A 23296-nucleotide genomic window follows, 5' to 3' on the forward strand; every position below is an offset into this window, starting at 1 on the left:
TCTATTTTGCTTCAAAGGTACGTCCGGCCAGATCCGCATACGGTTTCAGATCAGCCATCAGCTGTTCAAAGGCCGGGAATGTCAGGGACTGAGGTCCGTCAGACAGTGCCTTGGAAGGGCAGGGATGTACTTCGATCATCAGTCCGTCTGCGCCCACTGCAATGGATGCTTTGGCCAGCGGCTCCACATAGGCCCTTACGCCGGTTGCATGGCTGGGGTCCACAATAATGGGCAGATGGCTCTTTTGCCGGATCACGGGAACCGCGCTGATATCCAGAGTGTTTCTGGTGGAGGTTTCGTAGGTACGGATACCTCTTTCGCACAGTACGATATTTGGGTTCCCTTCGGAAATGATGTATTCAGCAGCATTCAGCCATTCGTCTATGGTAGCACACAAACCACGTTTTAACAATACAGGGATACCGGATTTGCCGGCTTCCTTTAAAAGTTCAAAGTTCTGCATGTTCCTGGCGCCGATCTGGAGCATGTCAACGTACCGGGAGGCAGCCTCAATTGCATGAAGGCTGGTGACCTCACAGATCACATTAAGACCTGTGGCTTCCCTGGCTTCCTTCATATACTTGAGTCCTTCTTCTTCCAGACCCTGGAAGGAGTAAGGAGAGGTGCGGGGCTTGTATGCGCCTCCCCGCAGGAAGGTGGCGCCTGCTTTTTTAACTGCAAATGCGGTTTCCATCAGCTGTTCCTTGGACTCAATGGCGCAGGGACCGGCCATCACCGTCATGGTTCCAGGCCCGATATGGGTGTTGCCCACGGGAACAATGGAATCCTCGGGATGGAATTTCTTGTTGACCAGCTTGTAGGACTCGGTGACAGCCACCACTTTGTCCACTCCCTCGCTGATTTCAATGTTGCTGCCCTGAAGCCTGGTCTTATCGCCCACAACGCCTACAATTGTAACCTGTGAACCCTTGGACAGATGAACCTGAAGCCCTTTGGATTCAATGATATGTGTGACCTTTCTCACTGCTTCCTCGGAAGCGTTTGGTTTCATGATGATAATCATATTATATTACTCCTTATTATGTCATACAGGGAAATACTTCCCGCCTTTTTCAAACACGTTCCAGTGTAAGCCATGTGGGCTTAAATGTCAATACTTTATCACGTTAAACTTTTACGCTTTTATGTATATTAGTAAAAAGGGAGATAAAACAAGGATCAAATTAAAATACCTGGTCCTCCAGATCTTTTATGATATCTGTAGCATACCGCATCAATATCCTGCGGTCCTTAATGATAATGTCTTTTCTCTGTGTTTTTATGGCACCGGCAGTTCGCAGCTGAGATAAGGCGCGTACAACCTGGCTTCGGGATTTACCCACGGCATCGGCCAGCTCTTCCTGGGTGGTATTAGGTATGGTATTATCCATATTTTTACAAATATCCAAATGTATCAGATAATTACATACGCGGCTGATACATTCACCATCCTGGTATAATACTGGTACAAAGGTGAGATAGGCCAAACGTCCGGCAATTTCTTTATCTGCACGTTCTGAAAAATCCTGATTTGAGCGCATTAAATCCCATAATAAAGTTTTTGAAAATACGATGGCTTTCATATCTCCGTAAGCGGGTTCCGTGCGCCAATAGGGAGCTAAGATAAATTCTTCATGCCTGTTGGCGATCGGTATTATATTACCCTTGCCATAACTCATCACATTGTGGATACTGCCGTCATTTCGCACAACACGTATATTTACACGTCCGCAATCAATATAAATAGCCATTCGGTGAGATTTCATATAAGGACCTATGTCCATGCCTTCAGGGAAGGTTTTAAATTGTCCGCCGGCCTCCAAAATCTGATCACGATATGATTCAAAATATCCATTTCGCCAGAAATAGTTATAACTCATTTGTAATTACCTGCATGTCCTTTCAGATTGAGGCCATTATACTATTATTTTTACCTAATGACAATTGAAAAAGGCAGGTAATTTACATTTAAAATCATCTTTATGGCTCGTATGCGTCAAAGGAATCCGCCTGCATCATGCTATAATCTATTTGGTCCATAGGATGCTATTTGGCAGGGGCGGGAAGGGGGTGAATTGGTTTGAGGGTCACAGGACTTTTTTATGGGATTGGGGGAAGCAGCGAGAGAGGATGGCTGGGATGGAGTACGGTCGTGCTGATTCAGGATAACGGACGCAATCTGTTGTTTGATACAGGCGCGTTTAATGACCGTCCGGGACTTTTGATGAAACTGGCTGATCATCATCTGAGTCCCGATGACATTGATTCCGTAATAATCAGCCATCTTCATTTTGACCATATAGGGAATATTGATCTTTTTAAAAAGGCGAAGTGGTACATACATCAGGAAGAAATAGAAGAGAGCGGAAAACCAGACGATCCTGTACCGGAGCCCTACCGATTATGGATACTGCGTCAACCTAATCTGATCGTAGTCCGCAAACCCAGGATGGGGATCATGTCAGGCATAGAAATGATACATACGCCCGGACATACAAAGGGTTCATGCTCTTTGTTAGCGGTATATGACAAAAAAAGGATCTTACTGTGTGCAGATGCGATAAAAAGCAGGGAGGATATTTGGGGTACACCCTTTTATTTATCGTCATTGGGCCGGATGGTTGGCATTGTAGATTATATAATACCGGGGCATGACTGTCCGCTGCTTCCAGATGGAACCCCATTTGCCGACAACATTAACACCGCACATTGGATTAAGACAAATGCGCCTTTGGAGGTATGCAATTATGGAACAAATGGTAAATACAAAGTATAAGATCATCTGTAAACATTTATATACTGCAGATAAAAAAGGGCATTTTTATACGGATGCAGTGCTGTTCATGTCAGAAGGCAAGATCGACTGGGTTGGGGAGCGAAGGGATGCACCACAGGAGCTGCTGAGAGATGGTTATATGGAATATGATGCATCGGACCGGATCGCTATGCCTGGGCTGATCAATGGTCATGGACACAGTAACCTGAATAGTTACCGCGCCATCAGCGATGCGGAAGACTTTACCCAGTGGGCAGAGGAATTGGCTCCCTATACATCCACCCTTACACAGGAAGATATTGAAAAGAATAACGAGATGTCTGTATTTGAGATGCTGAAGGGGGGGACTACCTGTATTTGTGACTGCACCAGATATGAAGCAGGCCTGATGGCAGATGCGTGTTCCCGGGCAGGGATGCGGTGTCTGGCAGGCGGAATGGCTAATTCTCCGGAATACAGAAAAAATGGAAAGCCTAATTATGATTCCATTGTAGACAGTACCCGGCTGTACAAGGAAAAATATCAGAAAGATAATAGGATCCAATTCTTTTTAGGCGCCCATGCAACCTATAGCTGCACGGAACGGATGATCAAGCAGACCTATGAAAAGTCAAAGATGATCGGGAAACGGTTCATAATCCACGCTGCAGAAACGCTGGATGAAGAGATGACTATAAAAGCGCGTACGGGAATGCGTCCTATCCAATGGCTGGCTGATCTGGGAGTATTATCTCCACGCACAGTACTCATACATTGTGTACAAATGAACGATGAAGATATAGCCATACTCAGGCGTACCGGCAGCAATGTTATCCACTGTCCGGTCAGCAACGCGAAACTGGGAAATGGTATTTCTCCAGTTAAGAAGATGCTGGAAAATGGGATTAATGTAGGGCTGGGCACTGACAGTATGCTGAGCAATAATACGCTGGACATGTTCCAGGAAATCAAAATGGCGGCGTTAGCCAGTCGTCTGAAAGGCAAAGATCAGGCATTATCAAATGAAAAACTTGTAAAGATGGCTACTTCAGAATGTGCCAAAGTGTTGGGAATGGGTAACATTGGAGTGCTGGAGCAGGGGGCTGCAGCAGATGTTCTTTTAGTTAAGCCATGGCACCCTTTGGGATATAATAAAGAACGTTTTCTTTCTGATGTTGTATTTTATATGGACCGATCATCTGTTGATTCAATTTTTATTGATGGGAATCTGGTGTATACGGAAGGTAAGGTGATCAAGGAAGACGAAACGTTGATGAAAAAAGCCATCATGGACCACTACAGGAGGAAAGTGTTATGAGTTATTGTAAGTTCGGCATTATAACAAGCCATATGTCCGAAGGATTTTTGGAAAACAGACAGTCTCAAATGGTTTCTACGCCATGGGGAGAGGCAAAGGTGTATACAGGCCTGGTAAATGGAGTAAATACAGCTGTGATACTGCGCTATGGAGATCATGCAGATATGGCGTCCCACTTGGTAAATTTTCGATCCAACATATGGGGATTGAAAAAATTGGGAGTAAAACAGATTATTTCCCAAAATGCAATCGGTTCCTGTAATCCTCATATCCGTCCGGGAGATTTTGTGGTGCCGGATGATGCCATGGATTTTACGAAAAAGCGGGTACTCAGTTTTTTTGAAGATCATGCCTGCTGGGTTAGAGTGGACATGAGTGAGCCCTTCTGTGGGAATCTGCGCGGATACCTCCTTGAAGCCTGCGCTGATGAACGGATACCGGTCTGTTCCACTGGCACATTTATCTGTACTGAAGGTCCCAGGTTTGAGACACCTGCGGAGGTTCGATATTATAATTCCATAGGAGGGGATATAATAGGAACCCCCATGTTTCCTGAACTGGTCCTTGCCAAGGAAGCTGGAATGTGTTATGCATCTCTTTCAATGGTAATTAATATGTGTACAGGGATGGGCCCTGCCATTTATCAAAGCGGTGATGAGGGGCTGATGACAGCCTATGAGAAGAACGGTATGGAAGACAAGGTAGAGCGCGTTTTAAAAAATCTGGCCGGCAGGCTGCCGGAAGGAACGGATTGTTTGTGCGCCGGTTTGCCTGAAAAAGGATTTTTTGGCATAAGGCCGGAGTGGTATTTTTAATACAAATGTTGTTAGGGAAAGAACCCAAAGGAGGATAAAAATGAAAAAAATATTCAGGATGGGATTGGCGTTAGTAACCATGATTTCAATGACAGCTTGCGGCAATTCCGGTACAGGTCAGCCGATTGCTTCATCCAAAGTCCCTGAAACCAGTGTGGCAGCAACAGATAAAGCCACGGAACCCTCAAATGAGGAACTAAACAAAACAACGGACAGTTATGACTGGCCGGACTTTATAACAATGTTGGGAGCTTCCTCAGGAGGGAATGCACAGCTCAGCATGAGTGCGATTGCCCAAATTATTTCTGAATATACGGATTCTACCTGTACAGCCCAGGTTACAGCCGGTTCAGCCCAAAATCCTTACTTAATGGAAGCCGGGGACGGAGACTATGGATTTAATGTGAGTTACTATTTATATTGCGCCAAAAACGGTATAGGGAGCTACAAGGATGCACCGGTTGACCTGGATGCAAAGCTGGTTATGATGTATTCTTCCAGCATTGTTCAGATTGCGTGCCGTAAAGGTTCTGAAATTAACAGTTTGGATGACCTGGTTGGGAAAAAGGTGGTGGTAGGCACCGCGGGCAGCGGAAATGAAAATATGTGCCATGATCTTATGGGAATCTGCGGTTTTTATACGGAAGCAGACGGCTATAAGTTTAAAGCTGAATATTCCAGCCCGGCAGATGGCGTTGAGCTTATTCAAAATGGCCAGGCAGATGCCATGATTATGACAGGGACAGTCCCTATGACTAATTATTCACAGCTGTTTGCCACAAAAGATATTTATCTGATCGATTTTACAGAGGAGCAGGTTGAAGCAATTGTTAACGCTGAAATCGGATATTCAAAAGCAGTCATACCGGCAGGCTCCTATGAGGGGGAGATAAAAGAGGAGCTGTCCAGCGTAGTCAGCGTGGCAGGTTTGGCATGCAAGGCATCCTGCAATGAAGAAGAGGTGTATTGGATCACACGCCTGATTGTAGAGCATTGGGAGGAACTTGAAGGGATGCACAGTCTGTTTGCCGGCACTACGGCCAAAGATGTATTTGAACTGACTTACAATGACCCATATGTGGAAATGCATCCCGGTGCTGTCCGGTATTTTAAAGAAATAGGTTGGGTTACGGAATAATCTATGGTGAAGGGGGATATCATGGCAGATGCTGGTAATAAAACTTTAGGGCAGGATACGGTTTCCTTAAGTTCTGTTGAAACAGTGGATGCAGATACTCAGCAGGAATTACTGGATAAATATGATCGGGATTCTGCGGTAGAGAAGGAAAGTAAGGACTGGAGATATAAGGTATCGGATATTATGGGGGGAATACTCTGCCTGTATGTCTACATTACCTGTGCGGTGGGCGCCCCTGAAGCGCTCATGCACAGAGCCATATTTATGTGCTTTTGTCTTACTATGATCTTTCTGCTGTATGCATTGCGCAAACAGGATACAGGAAGGCTGCCAAGATGGTATGATTTTATAATGATAGCAACGGTCCTGGTTGTATGTGGCTATGTGATCTCAAATCACCGCTCAATTACAACGGGAAGCGGTATTGCTTCTAAATTGGAAATATTTCTTTGCATACTGCTGGTACTGACAGTTATGGAAGCAATACGCAGATCCGGAGGAACCAGTATTGTGATCATTATCGCAATATTTTTGGCATATGCCTATTTTGGAAAATATGCTCCGGGAGCTCTCAAGCATTCAGGCCTTAGCATAAAGCGGATCGCTTCCCAGCTTTTATTGACCAGTGAGGGACTGTTTGGATCTAATGTGGGTACGGTGGCCGGGGTGCTTAGTCTGTTCCTTATTTTTGCAACATTTATGGAAAAAACGGGAACAGGGCAGTTTATCAATGATTTTGCCCTTTCCATTGCCGGAAAGTCTGCCGGAGGCCCGGCAAAAGTTTCCGTAGTAACCAGCGCATTGTTTGGCACAATTAGCGGCAATGCAGTTAGCAATGTGGTAACTACAGGCGCATTTACCATTCCGTTAATGAAAAAGACAGGTTACGAACCGGAATTCGCAGGAGCTGTGGAAGCAGTGTCATCCACAGCCGGTCAGCTTATGCCTCCTATTATGGGAGCCAGTGCTTTTATTATGGCGGATATCACAGGAATCGCTTACAGCAAGATATGTCTGGCAGCCATTGTACCCGTCTTATTATATTATACGGGCTGCTTTGCAATGGTACATCTTAGAGCCTGTAAACTGGGCCTTAGGGGGCTTGCAAAAGAGGATTGCCCGAAGCTGCTTTTGGTTCTCAAAGAAGATGGATATCTATTCCTGCCGTTTATATTTGTTGTAGTTATGCTGTGCGTTGGCTACACGGTTACCTGGGTGGGAGTTCGTGCCATACCACTTTGTGTCCTCATAGCTGCGTGTAAGAAAAAGACGCGTTTGGGTTTAAAAGATATATGGCAGTGCCTGCAATTGTCCGGCAAACGGTTGGTGAGCGTAGCGGCAATGTGCTGTGGTATCAATATGATTACGGCAGTCTGTAATTTGACGGGTATTACTCAGACACTGAGTAACGTCATATTGAAATTGGCTGGGGGAAACTTCACGATTTCCTGCATACTTATTGCAGTTATCTGTATTGTCATGGGGATGGGACTGCCTACCATATCTGTCTATATGCTGCTTTCAACCGTAGCTGCCCCTGCTCTTATCAGTGGATTTAATGTGCCGGTTTTGGCAGCGCATATGTTTGTTTTTTATTTTGGTTTATTGGCTAATGTGACTCCGCCAGTGGCAATACCAGCTTATGCGGCGGCCGGATTAGCAAATGCTGATCCGGGAAAGACAGGATGGCAGGCATTTAAATTAGCGTTGGGCGGCTTTCTGGTTCCCATGATATTCATTAATTCACCTGACCTTCTGTTTTGCGATGGCCTAGTCACTATTTGGGTTATTGAAAAGATCGTTACTGCGGTGATAGGAGTTATGCTGCTTAGCACGGCGGTAGAGGGATGGATGCTTACAAAAATGCAGAGATGGCAAAGGGCCGTTGTTGCAGTGGCCGCCATTTTGATGGTAATACCAACTACGTTGACAGATGTGATCGGTGTAACGGTGATGGTAGTGACAGGACTATCCCAGAATAGACTGTTGATACGGCAGAAGCAAGGTTAATAAAGCGGGGGATAGAAGAATGGTATCCATTCTGCTATTCCCCTTTGCCGGATTCCCCAATGCTATTCATACAATTCCGGCGGGAAAAAGATAAGATTGTACACATAGGCCACTGGATAAATTCCGGTGGCTTTTGTATTTCAGAAATAGTATAATAAGATAGAATAAGGCAATTACATAGAGGGGGTTTTCTTATGAAGAGGCTAGGATTTTATGTGGCAATCCATGTCAAACCTGGGATTTTATTATATCGCAGGATACTATACCATTGAGGAAACCTTGGATAAATCCCTTGAGACAGCAAAAATTATTCAGACAAAATTCAGTTCCTGGGATGAGTTTGTGGAAAGTTACCTGGCAGGGTATGCGTCTTGGTCAGGAACCGATGCTTCTGACCGCAGATATATCTATGAACAGTTGAAGACAAGCGCTTTCAATCCGTTTAGCCTGGACTGGAATATGCCGCTGGAGAAGAGCTGGTAGATGGATGGTTATTGATTCTATTAGCATTTACAAGGCTTTCAAGGGTTTTCAGATTGTTCATATAAGAATGTTGTGCAAATGATATAAAAAGCTTGAAAAATTCTGAAAAATTTAGTAAAATATACGCATGGGCTTAAATATTATGTACAGGAGGGAAATATATGAACGTATATGGGACTGAACAAATCCGCAACGTTGTATTACTTGGACATGGAGGCGCAGGTAAGACGACTGTTGCGGAAGCACTGGCGCTGATCACAGGCATGACGACCCGCATGGGAAAGGTGCCTGACGGCAATACCATCAGCGATTATGACAAAGAAGAGATCAAGAGACAGTTTTCTATTTCCACCACGCTGATCCCGCTGGAATATGCAGGCGAGGACGGACCAATTAAGATTAACCTTCTGGATACGCCGGGATTTTTTGATTTTGTAGGAGAAGTAGAGGAGGCGATCAGCGTTGCTGATGCAGCCATTATCGTAGTAAACTGTAAGGCAGGCATCGAACCGGGAACAGAGAAGGCATGGGAGATGTGTGAAAAGTACAACCTGCCCAGGCTGATCTTTGTTACCAACATGGATGATGACCATGCCAGCTACCGTGAACTGGTAGTGAAGATGGAGACCCGTTTTGGACGTAAGATCGCGCCGTTCCAGCTGCCGATCCGTGAGAATGAAAAATTTGTAGGTTTCGTCAACGTGGTTAAGATGGCCGGCCGCCGTTTTACTAAGCTGAGCGATTATGAAGAGTGCGAGATCCCTGATTATGTTCAGAAGAACCTGACCATTGCAAGAGATGCTCTGATCGAGGCTGTTGCCGAGACTAATGAAGAATATATGGAGCGCTATTTCCTGGGCGAAGAATTTACTCAGGAGGAGATTTCCACCGCTCTGCGCGAGCATGTGATCGAAGGCGACATTGTACCTGTTATGATGGGATCCGGCATCAACTGCCAGGGCTTTAAGGTACTGCTTCAGGCCATTGACAAGTATTTCCCGTCACCTGACCATTTTGAGTGCATTGGCGTGGACGTATCCACAGGCGAGCGCTTTACTGCCAAGTACAATGATGATGTATCCCTGTCCGCAAGGGTATTTAAGACCATTGTGGATCCCTTTATCGGCAAATATTCACTGATGAAGATCTGTACCGGTACCCTGAAAGGGGACACCATGGTATATAATGTTAATAAGGATGCGGAAGAGAAGATTGGAAAGCTTTATATACTCCGCGGCAAGGAGCAGATCGAGGTACAGGAGTTAAGGGCAGGCGATATCGGCGCTGTTGCAAAGCTTACCGTTACCCAGACAGGCGATACCATGGCGGTGCGCACAGCTCCCATTGTGTACCATAAGCCGCAGACCTCCACACCGTATACCTATATGGCTTACAAGGCAGCCAACAAGGGCGAGGATGACAAGGTATCCACCGCTTTGGCACGTATGATGGAAGAAGACCTGACCCTGAAGGTTGTCAATGATGCTGAAAACCGCCAGTCACTGCTCTACGGCATCGGCGACCAGCAGCTGGATGTTGTTGTAAGCAAGCTTCAGAGCCGTTACAAGGTGGACATTATCCTGTCCAAGCCTAAATTTGCATTCCGTGAGACCCTGCGCAAGAAGGTTAAGGTTCAGGGTAAACATAAGAAACAGTCCGGCGGCCACGGCCAGTATGGTGATGTTATTATGGAATTTGAGCCATCCGGCGATCTTGAGACACCGTTTGTATTTGAGGAAAAGGTATTTGGCGGTTCTGTTCCGAGAAACTACTTCCCGGCAGTGGAAAAGGGACTTCAGGAATGCGTTGTGAAAGGACCTCTTGCAGGATATCCGGTGGTTGGATTAAAGGCAACCCTCTTAGATGGTTCCTATCATCCTGTGGACTCCTCTGAAATGGCATTTAAGATGGCAACAATCCTGGCCTTTAAACAGGGCTTTATGGATGCCAATCCAGTGCTTCTGGAGCCGATCGCATCCCTTAAGGTGACGGTTCCTGATAAGTTCACCGGTGATGTTATGGGCGATTTAAACCGCAGGAGAGGCCGTGTTCTGGGAATGAACTCAGACCACAACGGCAAACAGGTGATAGAGGCGGATATTCCGATGTCTGAGCTTTTTGGCTATAACACAGACCTGCGTTCCATGACAGGCGGCATCGGTCTTTACAGCTATGAGTTTACCCGTTATGAGCAGGCTCCCGGCGATGTACAAAAGCGTGAGGTAGAGGCAAGGGCCGCAGCTAAGGATTCTGAGTGATCCGCCTGATGGACAGCCGATTATAGATGTAGCAAAGTCACTGAACAAAGGTGCAAGACTGCCCGCGTTATCTGCGGGCAGTTGTTTTGCCTCAGATTGGATGCAGTTTGATCGGATTAAATGGATTCAATTGCATGTAGCTGCATATCATAAACAAAGCAATATAAAATACTTCAAACTGTTGCAAATGTCACAGAAAAACAGGAACGAGTATGATATATTAATGTCATCAAAAGGAAAAACAAAATTTATAACATAAATTCAAGGAGGAAATAACAATGAAAAAATATGTATGTGATCCATGTGGATGGATATATGACCCGGAGGTTGGCGATCCTGACGGCGGTATTGCACCTGGAACAGCATTTGAGGATATTCCGGATGACTGGGTATGTCCTCTGTGTGGAGTTGGCAAGGATATGTTCTCTGAGATCGAAGAATAAGATACGTTCATACGGAAAACAAAGCACCTCTTTTCGGCTATTTTAACCGAAAAGAGGTGCTTTTTTGGAAATTGTCCTTGAGTATAAACTGGGAAGAGTTTACAATAGAGGAAGAAGTTAAGGATAGAAAACGGTTAACGGTAAGATCGGTTAACAATAGGGGGAAAGGGAAATCTTATTTATGACTGAGGAGCAGAGAAAGCTGTTTGAGGATACATTCCTTTCAAGCGTGCTTGACCGGATGGATACCCATATCTATATAACGGATTTGGAGACAGATGAAATTCTGTACATGAATGAGAATATGAAACATGCTTTTGGGCTTGAGGATCCGGAAGGGAAAGTCTGCTGGCAGGTACTGCAGCACGGAATATCCAGGCGCTGTGAATTCTGTCCCATTGACCGTTTGATGGAAAAGAAGTCTGAAAAGGGATGGGTATGGCAGGAAAACAATACCTTAACAGGGCGCGTCTATCACAATTATGACAGTCTGATCAAGTGGAACGGGAGGACCTATCATATCCAGAACTCAATTGATGTGACGGAATATGACAGGATGTCGAATTCAGCCCGCACCGATGAGCTGACCCAGATGCTCAACCGCCGCGGCGGCAATGAACGCCTGGCCCAGGCCATTGAACAGGCGGCGCGGGAGAATCAGATCCTCACCCTGGTACTGTATGATATCAATGAACTGAAGCAGGTGAATGACAAGTACGGCCACAGCGCCGGAGACAGCCTGCTGCGCTATGTTGCATCCATCACCAGGGAATGCCTGGGCAGGATGGACTTTATGTTCCGTTTAAGCGGAGATGAGTTTGTCATGCTTTTTTATGGGCGCAGCCGGGCTGAGGTGGAAGAAAGCATGAAACGGGTCCTTCAGAGGGCAAGGCAGGACCGGGAGCGGGTAGGCATTGACTACGGCGTGCCTTTCAGCTACGGGATGACCGAGATATATCCGGGGGATAACAGCTCCATGGATGATATGATCGCCAGGGCGGATGAGCAGATGTATATACAGAAAAGGGCTTACCATATCATCCGGGCAAAAAAGAAACTCAGTGAAAACGGACAGAGCACAAGCGCCGATCTTTTTAAATATGACAATGAAACGTTTTATAATGCATTGACATCCAGCACCGAGGACTATATATTTGTGGGCAATATGAAAACCGGTGTGTTCCGCTATCCTCAGGCCATGGTGGAGGAGTTTGGACTGCCCGGTCAGGTGGTTATGAATGCGGCTGCATTCTGGGGCGGCCTGATCCATCCCCATGATGAGGCGTATTTTCTGGAGAGCAACCAGAATATAGCGGACGGCAGGGAAGACTACCACAACATTGAATACAGGGCCAGGAATGTAAAGGGAGAGTGGATATGGCTGCGCTGCCGGGGCAAGATGGTCCGGGATGAGGAGGGAAGGCCGGAACTCTTTGCAGGCATGATCAGCAATCTGGGAAAGAGGAATCAGATTGACCATATGACCGGCCTTTATAATAAGTATGAGTTTGAGGGGGATATAAAAAAATATCTGGTGGACCACAAGGAAGTGGATATGATTGGGCTTATGATCCTGGACCTGGATTCGTTCAAGAATATCAACGATCTCTATGACCGGTCCTTTGGGGATGAGGTCCTGCGGATCACGGCGCAAAAGGTGTCGTCCATGCTTCCGGCCAATGCCAAGCTGTACCGCCTGGATGGGGATGAGTTCGGCGTCCTCTGCCTTGGCAGCAATGAGGAAGATGGACAGGATATTTTCCATAAGATACAGCAGAATTTCCATAAGCAGCAGGAGTATAACGGGAGGAAGTACTACTGTACATGTTCAGCGGGCTTCACCATTTACCCCAGGGACGGGGACAATTACCTGGAACTTCTTAAATGTGCCAACTATTCCCTGGAGCACTCTAAGCTGACCGGCAGGAACAGGATGACTGTATTTTCCAAGGACATCCTTGCCGGACGGGAGCGGCGGCTGGAACTGCTGGAGCTTCTCAGGGAAAGCATTGAGCGGGGATTTGCGGGATTTACCATTCATTATCAGCCTCAGGTGGATACCAGGACAGGTGTGCTGCAGGGAGCGGAGGCGCTGGCCAGATGGCACTGCAGCAAGTACGGGGACATTTCCCCGGGAGAGTTCATTCCCCTTCTGGAGCAGAACGGACTGATTATCCAGCTGGGGCGGTGGATCTTTTGCCATGCGGCTGCCCAGTGCAGGGAATGGTGCGGTTTTAAGCCTGATTTCCGCATGAGCATCAATCTCTCCTATGTCCAGCTGACAGAGGGGGATATCATACCGTATATTGGCGATACCTTAAAGGAGCTTGATCTGGAGGCATCCCATGTGGTCATGGAACTGACAGAAACCTATCTGGCTAAGGCGGATGACCGCATCCTGCAGATGCTAAGGGACATGAAGGCCATTGGCATACAGGTTGCCATGGATGATTTTGGAGTGGGCTATTCCTCACTGTTTTCCCTGAAGAACATTCCGGTGGATATTGTTAAAATAGACAGAGGGTTTGTGAAAGGAGTCACCACAGATATATTCAACGCCACATTTATCCGTTCCATCACAGCGCTGTGCCATGATGTTGGCAAGCAGGTGTGTTTGGAGGGCGTGGAGACCGAGGAGGAATACCTGGCGGTGAGGGAGCTTGGAATGGAGTCCATACAGGGCTTTTATTTTGGACGCCCTGCAGGACCTGTGGAATTTGAACAGAAATACGGATTAAATATATAAACGGACACTGCGCTTGTCCATTTCAATGATACGTTCCTCCTTCATACGCTTCAGTTCCCGGGTCATGGCGCTGCGGTCGATGGAGAGATAATCGGCCAGATCCACCATGGTAAAGGGAAGGCGGAAGGAGGAACTTTTTGCCTGTGCGGCCAGCTGGAGAAAATAACACATCAGTTTTTCGCGGATGGTGCGCTGGGAAAGGACCTCCACCCTGCGGCTTAAGTTCAGGGCGCGCTCGGAGATCATATCCAGAAGGTTCTGGGTCAGCTGATGGTGGTAGGTACAGGCTTTTGTACAGGGGGAACTGATGGTGGCATAGTGGATAAAAAGCACATCACAGGCACTGTCGCTGACCACGCTGATGCCGGCATTCTCGCTGCCCTCATAGGACAGCAGATGGCCAAAGATGTCCTGGGGACCCAGCCGTTCCAATATGGTCCTGGCCCCGTTGAATTCATAGCGCACCACGGAGGCGGTGCCTTTTCCAATGATACCGATGTCATTAAAGCCCTGGTCGTAATCGCAGATGGTCTCGCCGGCCCGGAACTGTTTCGACCTTCCGTCCAGGCAGGTAAGCAGGCGTTTGTATTCTTCCATGGAAATGTCTTTAAATAAGTTTTTCTGAAAATATTCTGTCATCTCTCTTTTACCCTGCCTTGTTTTGTGTTATGATATTCAATATCATAATACTTTTCTGTTGCAAATGCAACATTAATATGACAAAAACTTTTAGGGAGAACAGACATTTGCATATGATACAGGAAGAGAACGAACAGGCGCTCGGGAGATGGCAGAGAAGGCAGTTTTCACACGTGGGGTTGGTGGCCGCCTCCTTTATGCTGGTAACAGTTCTGGCCCAGGTCGTGATGATGTTTTTTGTGGGAATGGTCAACATGTTGCTTGGGGGAGTGATGGATCTTTTCAACGGGCGTGGTCTTGTCCTTATATCAGCCATACCCATGTACCTGGTTGCATTTCCGGTATCGGTGGCTCTGATCCAGCTGGTCCCCAAGTGCGGCGGTTCCCAGAGGCAGCGCTGGGGAATGGGGAAGTTTACGGCCTGCCTTGTGATCACAGTGGGTATGGGGCTGGCCGGCAACCTGCTGGGACAGCTGGTGGAATGGTTTAAGCCCTCAGGTCTGGGAGATGGTGAGTTGGACCGTATCCTGATGAATTCAGGAATATGGATGACTGTTTTATTTACAGTGGTTGCCGCGCCGGTCATAGAGGAACTGCTTTTCAGAAAACTGCTCATGGACCGGCTGCTGGGATTTGGGGAAGGACCGGCGATACTGGTGTCGGGCCTGATGTTTGGAATGGCCCACGGGAATTTCTCGCAGTTTTTCTATGCATTTGGGATCGGCTTGCTGTGGGCATATGTGTATGCCAAGACGGGGAAGGTAAGTTATACCATCGCCCTTCATATGATCTTTAATTTTCTGGGCGGGGCCATATCAGTGGAACTGTCAAAAGGGGCAAAGGGTCTTATGGATCTGCCGTGGTTTCTGCGGAAAATGGAGCATCTGTTAGATCTTGACTTTAGCGGGATCATATCAGCCCTGTCAGGGCTTCTGATCACCGGATACCTTCTGTTTATGGTGGCATGCCTGATCGGTGGCATCACAATTTTAATCCTGTATCGGAAAGAGATCCGTTTTGCGCCTGGAATATGGCCCATCCAGAGGGGAAAGAGATTCAGGACCGTGTTTTTGAATCCGGGAATGATCATCTATTTTCTTATATGTATAGGATTATTTGTATTGAATTGGTAACATGGTATTGCGCTGCGGCCCTTACATCTGTTATACTCAGATGGATGCTTTGCAGTGGTAAAGCTGTGATGAACGACAGTAATGGACATGTGGGATATAAAATGAACCACAATGCAAAAGCTGTTGAAACTACAGCGAAAAGACTGGACAAATCAAAATTTTTGCTTTATAGTATTAAACAATGAACGTAAAAGGGCAGGCGCCATTCAAAGAAGCCGCGCCCTTTTTATAAAAATAAAGTAACCGTCCTGAACAGTTACAAAATAAATAAGACCGGAGGTAACGTAAATGGTATCATTGTATGAAAACGGTATTTACCTGATAAACGGGACAGAGATCGTACCGGAAGCAGAAAGCGGGAAAGTAAAGGCCCTCACCGGTGTGGAGGCGGATAAGGCGGCTGCCAGAAAAGGGACCATTGCCTATTCCATACTGGAAGCCCATAACACATCTGACAATATGGAACATCTGAAGCTCCGCTTTGACAGCATGGCCAGCCACGATATTACGTTCGTAGGCATTGTCCAGACAGCCAAGGCATCGGGCATGGAACAATTTCCCATACCTTATGTATTGACCAACTGCCATAACACTCTCTGTGCAGTGGGCGGGACCATCAATGAGGACGACCACATGTTCGGCCTTTCCGCTGCTAAGAAATACGGCGGTATCTATGTGCCGCCCCACATTGCGGTGATCCACCAGTATATGAGGGAAATGATGGCCGGCTGCGGCAGGATGATCCTGGGTTCTGACAGCCACACACGTTACGGCGCCCTGGGAACCATGGCAGTGGGCGAGGGCGGAGGCGAGCTGGTGAAGCAGCTTCTTCGCGATACATATGATGTGGCTTATCCGGGCGTTGTGGCGGTTTACCTGGACGGGGCGCCGAGACCGGGTACAGGTCCTCAGGATATTGCCCTTGCCATTATAGGGGCGGTGTTTAAGAACGGATATGTAAAGAATAAGGTGATGGAATTCGTAGGCCCAGGTGTTGCATCCATGACAACGGATTACCGCAATGGGGTGGATGTAATGACCACAGAGACCACCTGCCTCAGCTCCATCTGGAAGACGGATGAGGATACAAAGAAATATCTTGCAATGCACAACAGGGCAGAGGATTACAAAGAACTGTCCCCGGCGGATGTGGCATACTATGACGGCTGCGTCTACGTGGACCTGTCCACGGTTAAGCCCATGATCGCACTGCCGTTCCATCCAAGCAATACATATGAGATTGACCAGCTGAAAGCTGATATGACAGATATCCTCAGGGAAGTTGAAACGGAAGCTGCCAGAATCTCCGGAGGCAAGGCGGAATTCACCCTTCTTGACAAGGTGGTGGACGGCCAGCTTCTGGTTCAGCAGGCAGTGATCGCAGGCTGCGCAGGCGGAACCTACAGCAATGTAATAGAAGCAGCCCGGGCCCTTAAGGGAAAGAACTGCGGATGTGATGAATTCTCACTGGCAGTTTATCCTTCTTCACAGCCTGTATTTGCAGACCTGGTGAAGAAAGGGGCTGTGTCGGATCTGATGGATGCGGGAGCGATCATCCGCACCGCCTTCTGCGGACCCTGCTTTGGCGCGGGAGACACGCCCTGCAACAACGGACTCAGTATCCGTCACACCACCAGGAACTTCCCCAACCGGGAGGGCTCCAAGCCGGGGAACGGCCAGATGGCTGCAGTGGCGCTCATGGACGCACGTTCCATTGCCGCAACAGCGGCCAATGGAGGCATCCTCACCTCCGCATGGGAGATGGATTGCTGGGGCAATGTGCCTGAATATGAGTTTGACGATATTTCCTATAAGAACCGCGTCTATATGGGATACGGCAAGGGCGATACGAAGAAGGGCCTGATCTATGGTCCCAACATCAAGGATTGGCCGCAGATGAGTCCTCTGGCGGACAATATCCTGTTAAAGGTATGTTCCAAGATCATGGATCCCGTAACCACCACGGATGAGCTGATCCCGTCCGGTGAGACATCATCCTACCGTTCCAACCCACTGGGGCTGGCGGAGTTTACTTTATCCAGAAGGGATCCTGAATACGTTGGCAGGACCAAGGAAGTGGACCGGCTGGAAAAGGCAAGGGTTAAGGAAGGCCCTGAAAAAGAATTGGAGCTGGAGCCGAAACTTGGGACTATTTTCCAGCTGATCAACAGGATTGAAGGAAACGAACATGTGACCATGAAGGATACGGAGATCGGAAGCATGATCTACGCCGTGAAGCCTGGTGACGGTTCAGCCAGGGAACAGGCGGCCAGCTGTCAGAGGGTGATCGGCGGACTGGCAAATATCTGTAAGGAATACGCCACTAAGCGTTATCGCTCCAATGTGATGAACTGGGGCATGGTTCCTTTCCAGATGGAGGCTGACCCTGAGTTTGAAGTGGGAGATTACATCTATGTGCCGGGCATTAAAGCGGCTCTGGACGGAGATATGAAACAGATCAAGGCGTATGTGCTGGGAAGCGGGGAAGAAGACGCACCGGTTAAGGTTCTGGATTTATATATTGCGGATATGACAGCGGAGGAACGGAAGATCGTGAAAGCCGGATGCCTGATCAATTATAACCGCACAAGGCACTGATGGAAGGGGATATCCCCGCAGCACCAATTTCAGAGAGGAGTAATAACAATGGTCAAGGAAAGCTATCTTGCTCAATTTTATGGAAAATCCCAGAATTATACAGATATTCCGAATAAGTGGTATAAAGAGTACAATGTAAAGAAGGGCCTGAGAAACGAAGACGGAACAGGTGTCCGTGTAGGACTTACCAGAGTGGCCGATGTGGTGGGATATGAGGAGACTGAGGAAGGCATCAAGGCGATACCCGGCCGTCTGCTTTACAGAGGAATCGATGTGCTGGACCTGGTGAACGGCAAAAAGGGAAGCCACTTCGGCTATGAGGAGGTATGTTTCCTGCTGTTGTTCGGCTATCTTCCCAAAAAGGGGGAACTGGAAAAGTTCTGCAACGTGGTGAGACGCTGCTACGAGATCCCGGATGAGTTTGTGGAAATGAACCTGCTGCGCCTGCCGGGAAAGAACCTGATGAACAAGCTTATGGATGCGGTCCTGACCCTGTATAATTATGATGATGATCCGGACAATACGGATGTTTACCAGACCCTGATCAAGGGCGTGAACCTGTTGGCAAAGCTGCCGTCCATTGCCTGTTACGCTTACCAGAGCAAGGTGCACTACTATGACCGTGAGAGCCTTTTTATCCATTATGCAAATCCGGAATATTCCATTGCCGAGAATTTCCTGAGCCTGCTGAGAAAGGATCAGAAGTTCTCCACAAAGGAGGCCAGCCTTTTAGACACCATACTCATGCTTCATGCGGACCATGGCGGCGGCAATAACTCCACCTTCACCAATGTAGTGATCGCATCCACCGGAACAGATATTTATTCCACCGTATGCGGCGGCATCGGCTCCCTGAAGGGACCGCGCCACGGCGGAGCCAACATCAAGGTGGCTGAGATGATGGACGCAGTCCTGGAGGAGACCGGAGGCTATGATGCGGACGATGCCAGGATCCGTCAGGCCGTAAGAAAGATCATGTCAGGCGACCTCTATGACAAGTCAGGCCTTGTATACGGCTTTGGCCACGCTGTTTACACCGTATCCGACCCGCGTGCGGAAGTCTTAAGGGCCTGCTGCATAGAAGTTGCCAAGGAACAGAATCACATGAAGGAGCTGGATTACTATATGCGTTTCGAGCGCATTGCCAAGGAGGTCATGGAGGAGATCAAGGGCAAAGCCCTTCCCACCAATGTGGACTTCTACAGCGGCTTTGCCTATGGCATGCTCCGCATCCCCAGGGACCTGTATACCCCTCTGTTTGTGTGCAGCCGTATCGTTGGCTGGGTAGCGCACAACATCGAAAACAAGCTGTATGACGGCCGTATCATGCGTCCTGCCACCAAATATGTGGGTGACAACATGGATTATGTGGCCATGGAAGAGCGGTAAGGCCACCGTCTTCCTCCTGCAAAGGTTACCTGCGCCGCCGGTATCAGCTTCCACATACTCTGCATCATCAAGACAGCCGGAAACAGTGCCGCACCCCGCCGGTTAAGGGGGGCCGCAGCACTGTTTCCGGCTGTTTTATACCATACGAGGCCGTTTGCTATCTAAAGCCCTTTACATTTTCCGCCTTTCCATCTGTCCCAGGCCCGCGACCTGTTCCCCTCACGAATGGAACTCCCTCCCCGCTGCTTACATCAAATTAAAATCAAATAAACTCAGCTGCTTCATCCCATCCCCCGGTATATGGGCCTGCTCTGTGCGGCATGCGTCCTGGGGGATTTCGGACAGGAAGGGGGATGGCTCCTCGGAGGTGGTCAGAACCAGTTCTTCCTTTGCACGGGTCATTGCCACGTACAGAAGGCGCCGCTCCTCCTCCCAGTCCACAGGGCCGCTGCCTGACTTAAGAGGCATAAGCCCTTGCTTGAGTCCGTACAGGAACACGGTGGGAAATTCCAGGCCCTTGGAGGCGTGGAAGGTCATCAGGGTGACCGCGCTCGATGGACAGGAGTCCTGGCCGCTTCTGGTGACATCATTTCCCTGTCCAAAGGTAAGGGTATGGATCATATCCTCCATGGTCTTGTGGAAATATGACATGCACACCAAAGTCTCCATGGCCTTGCTGTCACACAGCTTCAGACCGTGCCTCCAGTCCTCCAGGATCTTCCAAGGCTTTTCACGCTTTAAACGGCCGGAATATGCCTCTTTTAAGGTCTCATAGTTGTGGGATGATGAAAGCAGTTTACAGCACAATGCCTTTGTCTGTTTCCATTGGGAAGCATTTTCATCCCGGAAATACTGCAGCAGACCATGAAAGAAGCAGATGGTTCCCTGAACAGATGGATCGGACAGATAATCCTCACGCCCGGACACCACATAGGGAATCCCTTCTTTTCTCAGACACTCCTCCAGCAGCTTTGCCTGATGGTTGGTCCTGTACAGGATAGCGATATCTCCGAAACTTCTGGGGGTATCTGAGAAATGGGCGGTATTTGTGTGGGCGTCCAGCATATCGATGCCTCCCACCATGTGTCCGATCTCCTTGGCAATAAAGATGGCTTCCGACAGGCTGGTTTTGGCAGCGGCCACCCGGACCGGGGAGCCGTGGGAGAGCATTGGTTCCAGTTCCCTTTTCCCACCTGGGTTGTGGGAGATGAGGGGAAGGGCGGCTGCCAGGATCTCCGGTGTGGAACGGTAGTTAGGTTTTAAGCGCAGTGTATTTACCTGTTCAAAATCCGCGTTCAGAAAGTCGAAACAATTGCTCTGGGAGCCGCGGAACCCATAGATGGACTGATCCGGGTCGCCGATCAGGAATAATTCCTTGCCTCCCTTGCACCAGGCACGGATCAGGCGGTACTGGACCGGGCTGATATCCTGGAATTCATCCACCAGAAGATAGAAAAAGTGTTTTTTGCGGAGCTGGCTGGACTGCTCTGACTCCAGCCGTTCCAGTACGTTCAGGAGCAGATCGTCAAAGTCCATGATATGACGGTCTGCCAGGAGTGTATCATACAGGCGGAATGCCTCTTCCATGTCAGGGGTCTGGATCCCGGATTTGTGCAGGGATACCATGGCGAGAAACTGGCGGGCAGAGCAGGAGAGGCTCAGCTGTTCCACTGTCTGAGACGCGCATTCCTCCAGCTGGCCTTCATCGGCCAGGACCAGGTCGGTCCCATCCGCCAGCAGCATCCGGTAGCACAGGGAGTGAAAAGTCCCCACCTGCATCTGGGTGAGGCGGCCCTTGCCCGGCAGCTGCTGGTGGATACGCTGGCGCAGCTCCTCGGCAGCTTTGTTGGTGAAGGTGACTGCGGTGATCTCACCGGGTTTTACGCCCCGTTCACCCAGAAGATAAGCAAGGCGGGACACCAGGGTCTTGGTCTTTCCCGTGCCCGGACCGGCGATGACAGCGGTTACAGGGGCGATGGACTGGACTGCCTGGCGCTGACCCTGGTTGAGTCCTGCCAGGGATGGATGGTTGTCAGAGGGATCCAGGATGACGGGGGCAGCAACAGCGGAGGAAATGGGATCCGGTTCACTGGTGCAGGCAGAGAGCATCTGCGGCTGTTTGCTTTCCCCGGCATAAGACAGGTCCGCGGACAGGAGACTGCTGTCATCAGATGGGGTATCCTCTTCATCCAGAATAAATGACAGCTGTCCCTCCACGCTGTCCAGTTCCGCTGCCCCGAACAGCTTCATGGTGCCGTATTCCCCATCATACCCGGGCCTCCATTCCACCTGCCCTTCCCGCAGATGGCGGATGCCCTGGGCTGTGAGCTGGCCTCCGATCCGGCTGATATCATCCAGGGACGCTTTCCTGAGTATGTGGAATTCATCTCCCAGCTCCTCCAGCATGTGCTCATACTGCCGCGCCACCTTGACACTGCCGGAGGAGGTGCCCATACAGCCGGCGATCACTTCAGGAAGGGGTACCAGGTTCTCATAAGGCCTGCCGCCCGGCAGCCGGAAGGTTTCCTGGCGGTCGGCCAGCTGTTCGATCCTGTGAAGCACACCTGTGGTCAGCTTTCTGCCGCACACAGGGCATATACCGTTATACTGCCTGGCCTGGGACGGACTCAGGCACAGGTGGCATTTGCGGTGGCCGTCAAAATGGTATTTACCCTCCTCCGGGAAAAACTCGATGGTTCCGGCCAGCCCCTCGCCTCTTTGGATCGCGCCGTAAAGCCCTTCATAGGACATGGCGATATCAAGCAGATTGGCCTCCCTCCCCAATTTGGCTGGGGAATGGGCATCTGAATTGGAGATCAGCTGATAGGAATCCAGAGCGGACAGGCGCCAGTTCATGGCCGGGTCCGAGGACAGCCCTGTCTCCAGGGCGTGGATCTGGGGCGTCAGCTCCTCATAGCACTCTTCAATGGTATCAAAACCGGAAAATGCGCCGAACAGGGAAAAATGAGGCGTCCAGATATGCGCAGGCACATAAATCGCCTCCGGACACGCATCAAGTGTGATCGCCAGAAGATCATGGCAGTCAAGACCAAGGATGGGACGCCCATCGGAGTGGATGTTGCCAATGGCCTCCAGCCGCCGGGAGAGAACTTCCGCAGCCTCCAGGCTGGGAAGGAGGATCAGGCTGTGAACCTTGCGCACCTTTCCGTTCTTCTTATAAATGGAGCTGATCTCCCCGGTAATCACAAAACGTGGTTTATTTCCGGCGGCAGCTGAGGAATGGCGTATTTCCCATTCTTTTTTGAGCACGTAAAGGCCGGACTCGGCCGGCTCCAGTTTCTGCTCCAGTTCAGCCCTCCATGCCTGGTGGGTAAAATCCCCTGTTCCAACTATATGAATCCCTTTTTTGCGGGCCCAGAGATCCAGATGCTCCGGTGTCAGCTCTTTGCTGGTGGCCCTGGAATAACGGGAGTGGATATGTAAATCGCCTATGTACATTTAATTGCACCTGCTTTCCTTTGATAGTAATAATTATAATGGATTTCTTGGAAAATGGAAGAGGATGAGTATGGAAATAGCGTGTGGGGGGAGAAAATTGAAATTTACATAT

General features: G+C 48.9%; 16 protein-coding genes. 12 read left to right on the forward strand and 4 right to left on the reverse strand.

Annotated features, from left to right (window positions below):
• Position 1 precedes the first annotated feature (1 nt).
• On the reverse strand, positions 2-1024 hold the full coding sequence (aroF, locus tag CLFS41_RS12710) for a 3-deoxy-7-phosphoheptulonate synthase (RefSeq protein ID WP_007858638.1): 1023 nt from the start codon (positions 1022-1024) through the stop codon (positions 2-4).
• Positions 1025-1184: 160 nt separating this feature from the next.
• Positions 1185-1880 carry a Crp/Fnr family transcriptional regulator gene (locus CLFS41_RS12715; RefSeq protein ID WP_007858636.1) on the reverse strand — a complete coding sequence of 232 codons (696 nt, stop codon included), beginning with the start codon at positions 1878-1880 and terminating at the stop codon, positions 1185-1187.
• Between the two features lie 200 nt (positions 1881-2080).
• Here CLFS41_RS12715 and CLFS41_RS12720 point away from each other — a divergent pair, with 200 nt between their 5' ends.
• The 9 genes from CLFS41_RS12720 (at position 2081) to CLFS41_RS12760 (ending at position 13966) form a co-directional block, all read left to right on the forward strand.
• Positions 2081-2776: an MBL fold metallo-hydrolase gene (locus tag CLFS41_RS12720; protein ID WP_045092484.1), complete on the forward strand. Its 696-nt coding sequence runs from the start codon at positions 2081-2083 to the stop codon at positions 2774-2776.
• Positions 2748-4073: an amidohydrolase family protein gene (locus CLFS41_RS12725; RefSeq protein WP_045092485.1), complete on the forward strand. Its 1326-nt coding sequence runs from the start codon at positions 2748-2750 to the stop codon at positions 4071-4073. Before CLFS41_RS12720 ends, CLFS41_RS12725 begins: the two co-directional genes overlap by 29 nt.
• Positions 4070-4888: an MTAP family purine nucleoside phosphorylase gene (locus tag CLFS41_RS12730; RefSeq protein WP_007858630.1), complete on the forward strand. Its 819-nt coding sequence runs from the start codon at positions 4070-4072 to the stop codon at positions 4886-4888. Before CLFS41_RS12725 ends, CLFS41_RS12730 begins: the two co-directional genes overlap by 4 nt.
• Positions 4889-4928: 40 nt before the next feature.
• A complete protein-coding gene (locus CLFS41_RS12735; protein ID WP_007858629.1) occupies positions 4929-6026 on the forward strand; it encodes a TAXI family TRAP transporter solute-binding subunit in 1098 nt (365 codons plus the stop codon).
• 21 nt (positions 6027-6047) lie between these two features.
• Complete coding sequence (locus tag CLFS41_RS12740; protein WP_007858628.1) at positions 6048-8036, forward strand: TRAP transporter permease; 1989 nt, start codon at positions 6048-6050, stop codon at positions 8034-8036.
• A gap of 213 nt (positions 8037-8249) precedes the next feature.
• Positions 8250-8519, forward strand: a complete 270-nt coding sequence (locus tag CLFS41_RS12745; RefSeq protein ID WP_048930165.1) for a DUF1266 domain-containing protein — start codon at positions 8250-8252, stop codon at positions 8517-8519.
• 161 nt (positions 8520-8680) lie between these two features.
• Positions 8681-10777, forward strand: coding sequence for an elongation factor G (locus CLFS41_RS12750; protein WP_007858626.1), 2097 nt, complete (start codon positions 8681-8683; stop codon positions 10775-10777).
• Positions 10778-11055: 278 nt separating this feature from the next.
• A complete protein-coding gene (rd, locus tag CLFS41_RS12755; protein WP_007858625.1) occupies positions 11056-11220 on the forward strand; it encodes a rubredoxin in 165 nt (54 codons plus the stop codon).
• A gap of 181 nt (positions 11221-11401) precedes the next feature.
• Positions 11402-13966: a diguanylate cyclase gene (locus CLFS41_RS12760; protein ID WP_045092486.1), complete on the forward strand. Its 2565-nt coding sequence runs from the start codon at positions 11402-11404 to the stop codon at positions 13964-13966.
• Here CLFS41_RS12760 and CLFS41_RS12765 read toward each other — a convergent pair.
• On the reverse strand, positions 13955-14605 hold the full coding sequence (locus tag CLFS41_RS12765; protein ID WP_007858609.1) for a Crp/Fnr family transcriptional regulator: 651 nt from the start codon (positions 14603-14605) through the stop codon (positions 13955-13957). The genes CLFS41_RS12760 and CLFS41_RS12765 overlap by 12 nt on opposite strands.
• Before the next feature lie 113 nt (positions 14606-14718).
• Here CLFS41_RS12765 and CLFS41_RS12770 point away from each other — a divergent pair, with 113 nt between their 5' ends.
• The 3 genes from CLFS41_RS12770 to CLFS41_RS12780 all read left to right on the forward strand — a co-directional run bounded on the left by CLFS41_RS12770 (position 14719) and on the right by CLFS41_RS12780 (position 19725).
• Positions 14719-15738, forward strand: coding sequence for a type II CAAX endopeptidase family protein (locus CLFS41_RS12770; protein WP_082082576.1), 1020 nt, complete (start codon positions 14719-14721; stop codon positions 15736-15738).
• Between the two features lie 288 nt (positions 15739-16026).
• On the forward strand, positions 16027-18336 hold the full coding sequence (locus tag CLFS41_RS12775) for a hydratase (protein ID WP_007858604.1): 2310 nt from the start codon (positions 16027-16029) through the stop codon (positions 18334-18336).
• Between the two features lie 48 nt (positions 18337-18384).
• Positions 18385-19725 (forward strand): citrate synthase, encoded by a 1341-nt coding sequence (locus tag CLFS41_RS12780; RefSeq protein ID WP_007858602.1) that lies wholly within the window; start codon positions 18385-18387, stop codon positions 19723-19725.
• A gap of 246 nt (positions 19726-19971) precedes the next feature.
• On the opposite strand, the gene CLFS41_RS12785 is transcribed toward CLFS41_RS12780, so the two are convergent.
• Positions 19972-23184, reverse strand: a complete 3213-nt coding sequence (locus CLFS41_RS12785; protein WP_045092488.1) for a UvrD-helicase domain-containing protein — start codon at positions 23182-23184, stop codon at positions 19972-19974.
• Between the last annotated feature and the right edge of the window lie 112 nt (positions 23185-23296).

The organism is Clostridium sp. FS41, assembly GCF_000954015.1.
GTDB lineage: Bacteria > Bacillota > Clostridia > Lachnospirales > Lachnospiraceae > Enterocloster > Enterocloster citroniae.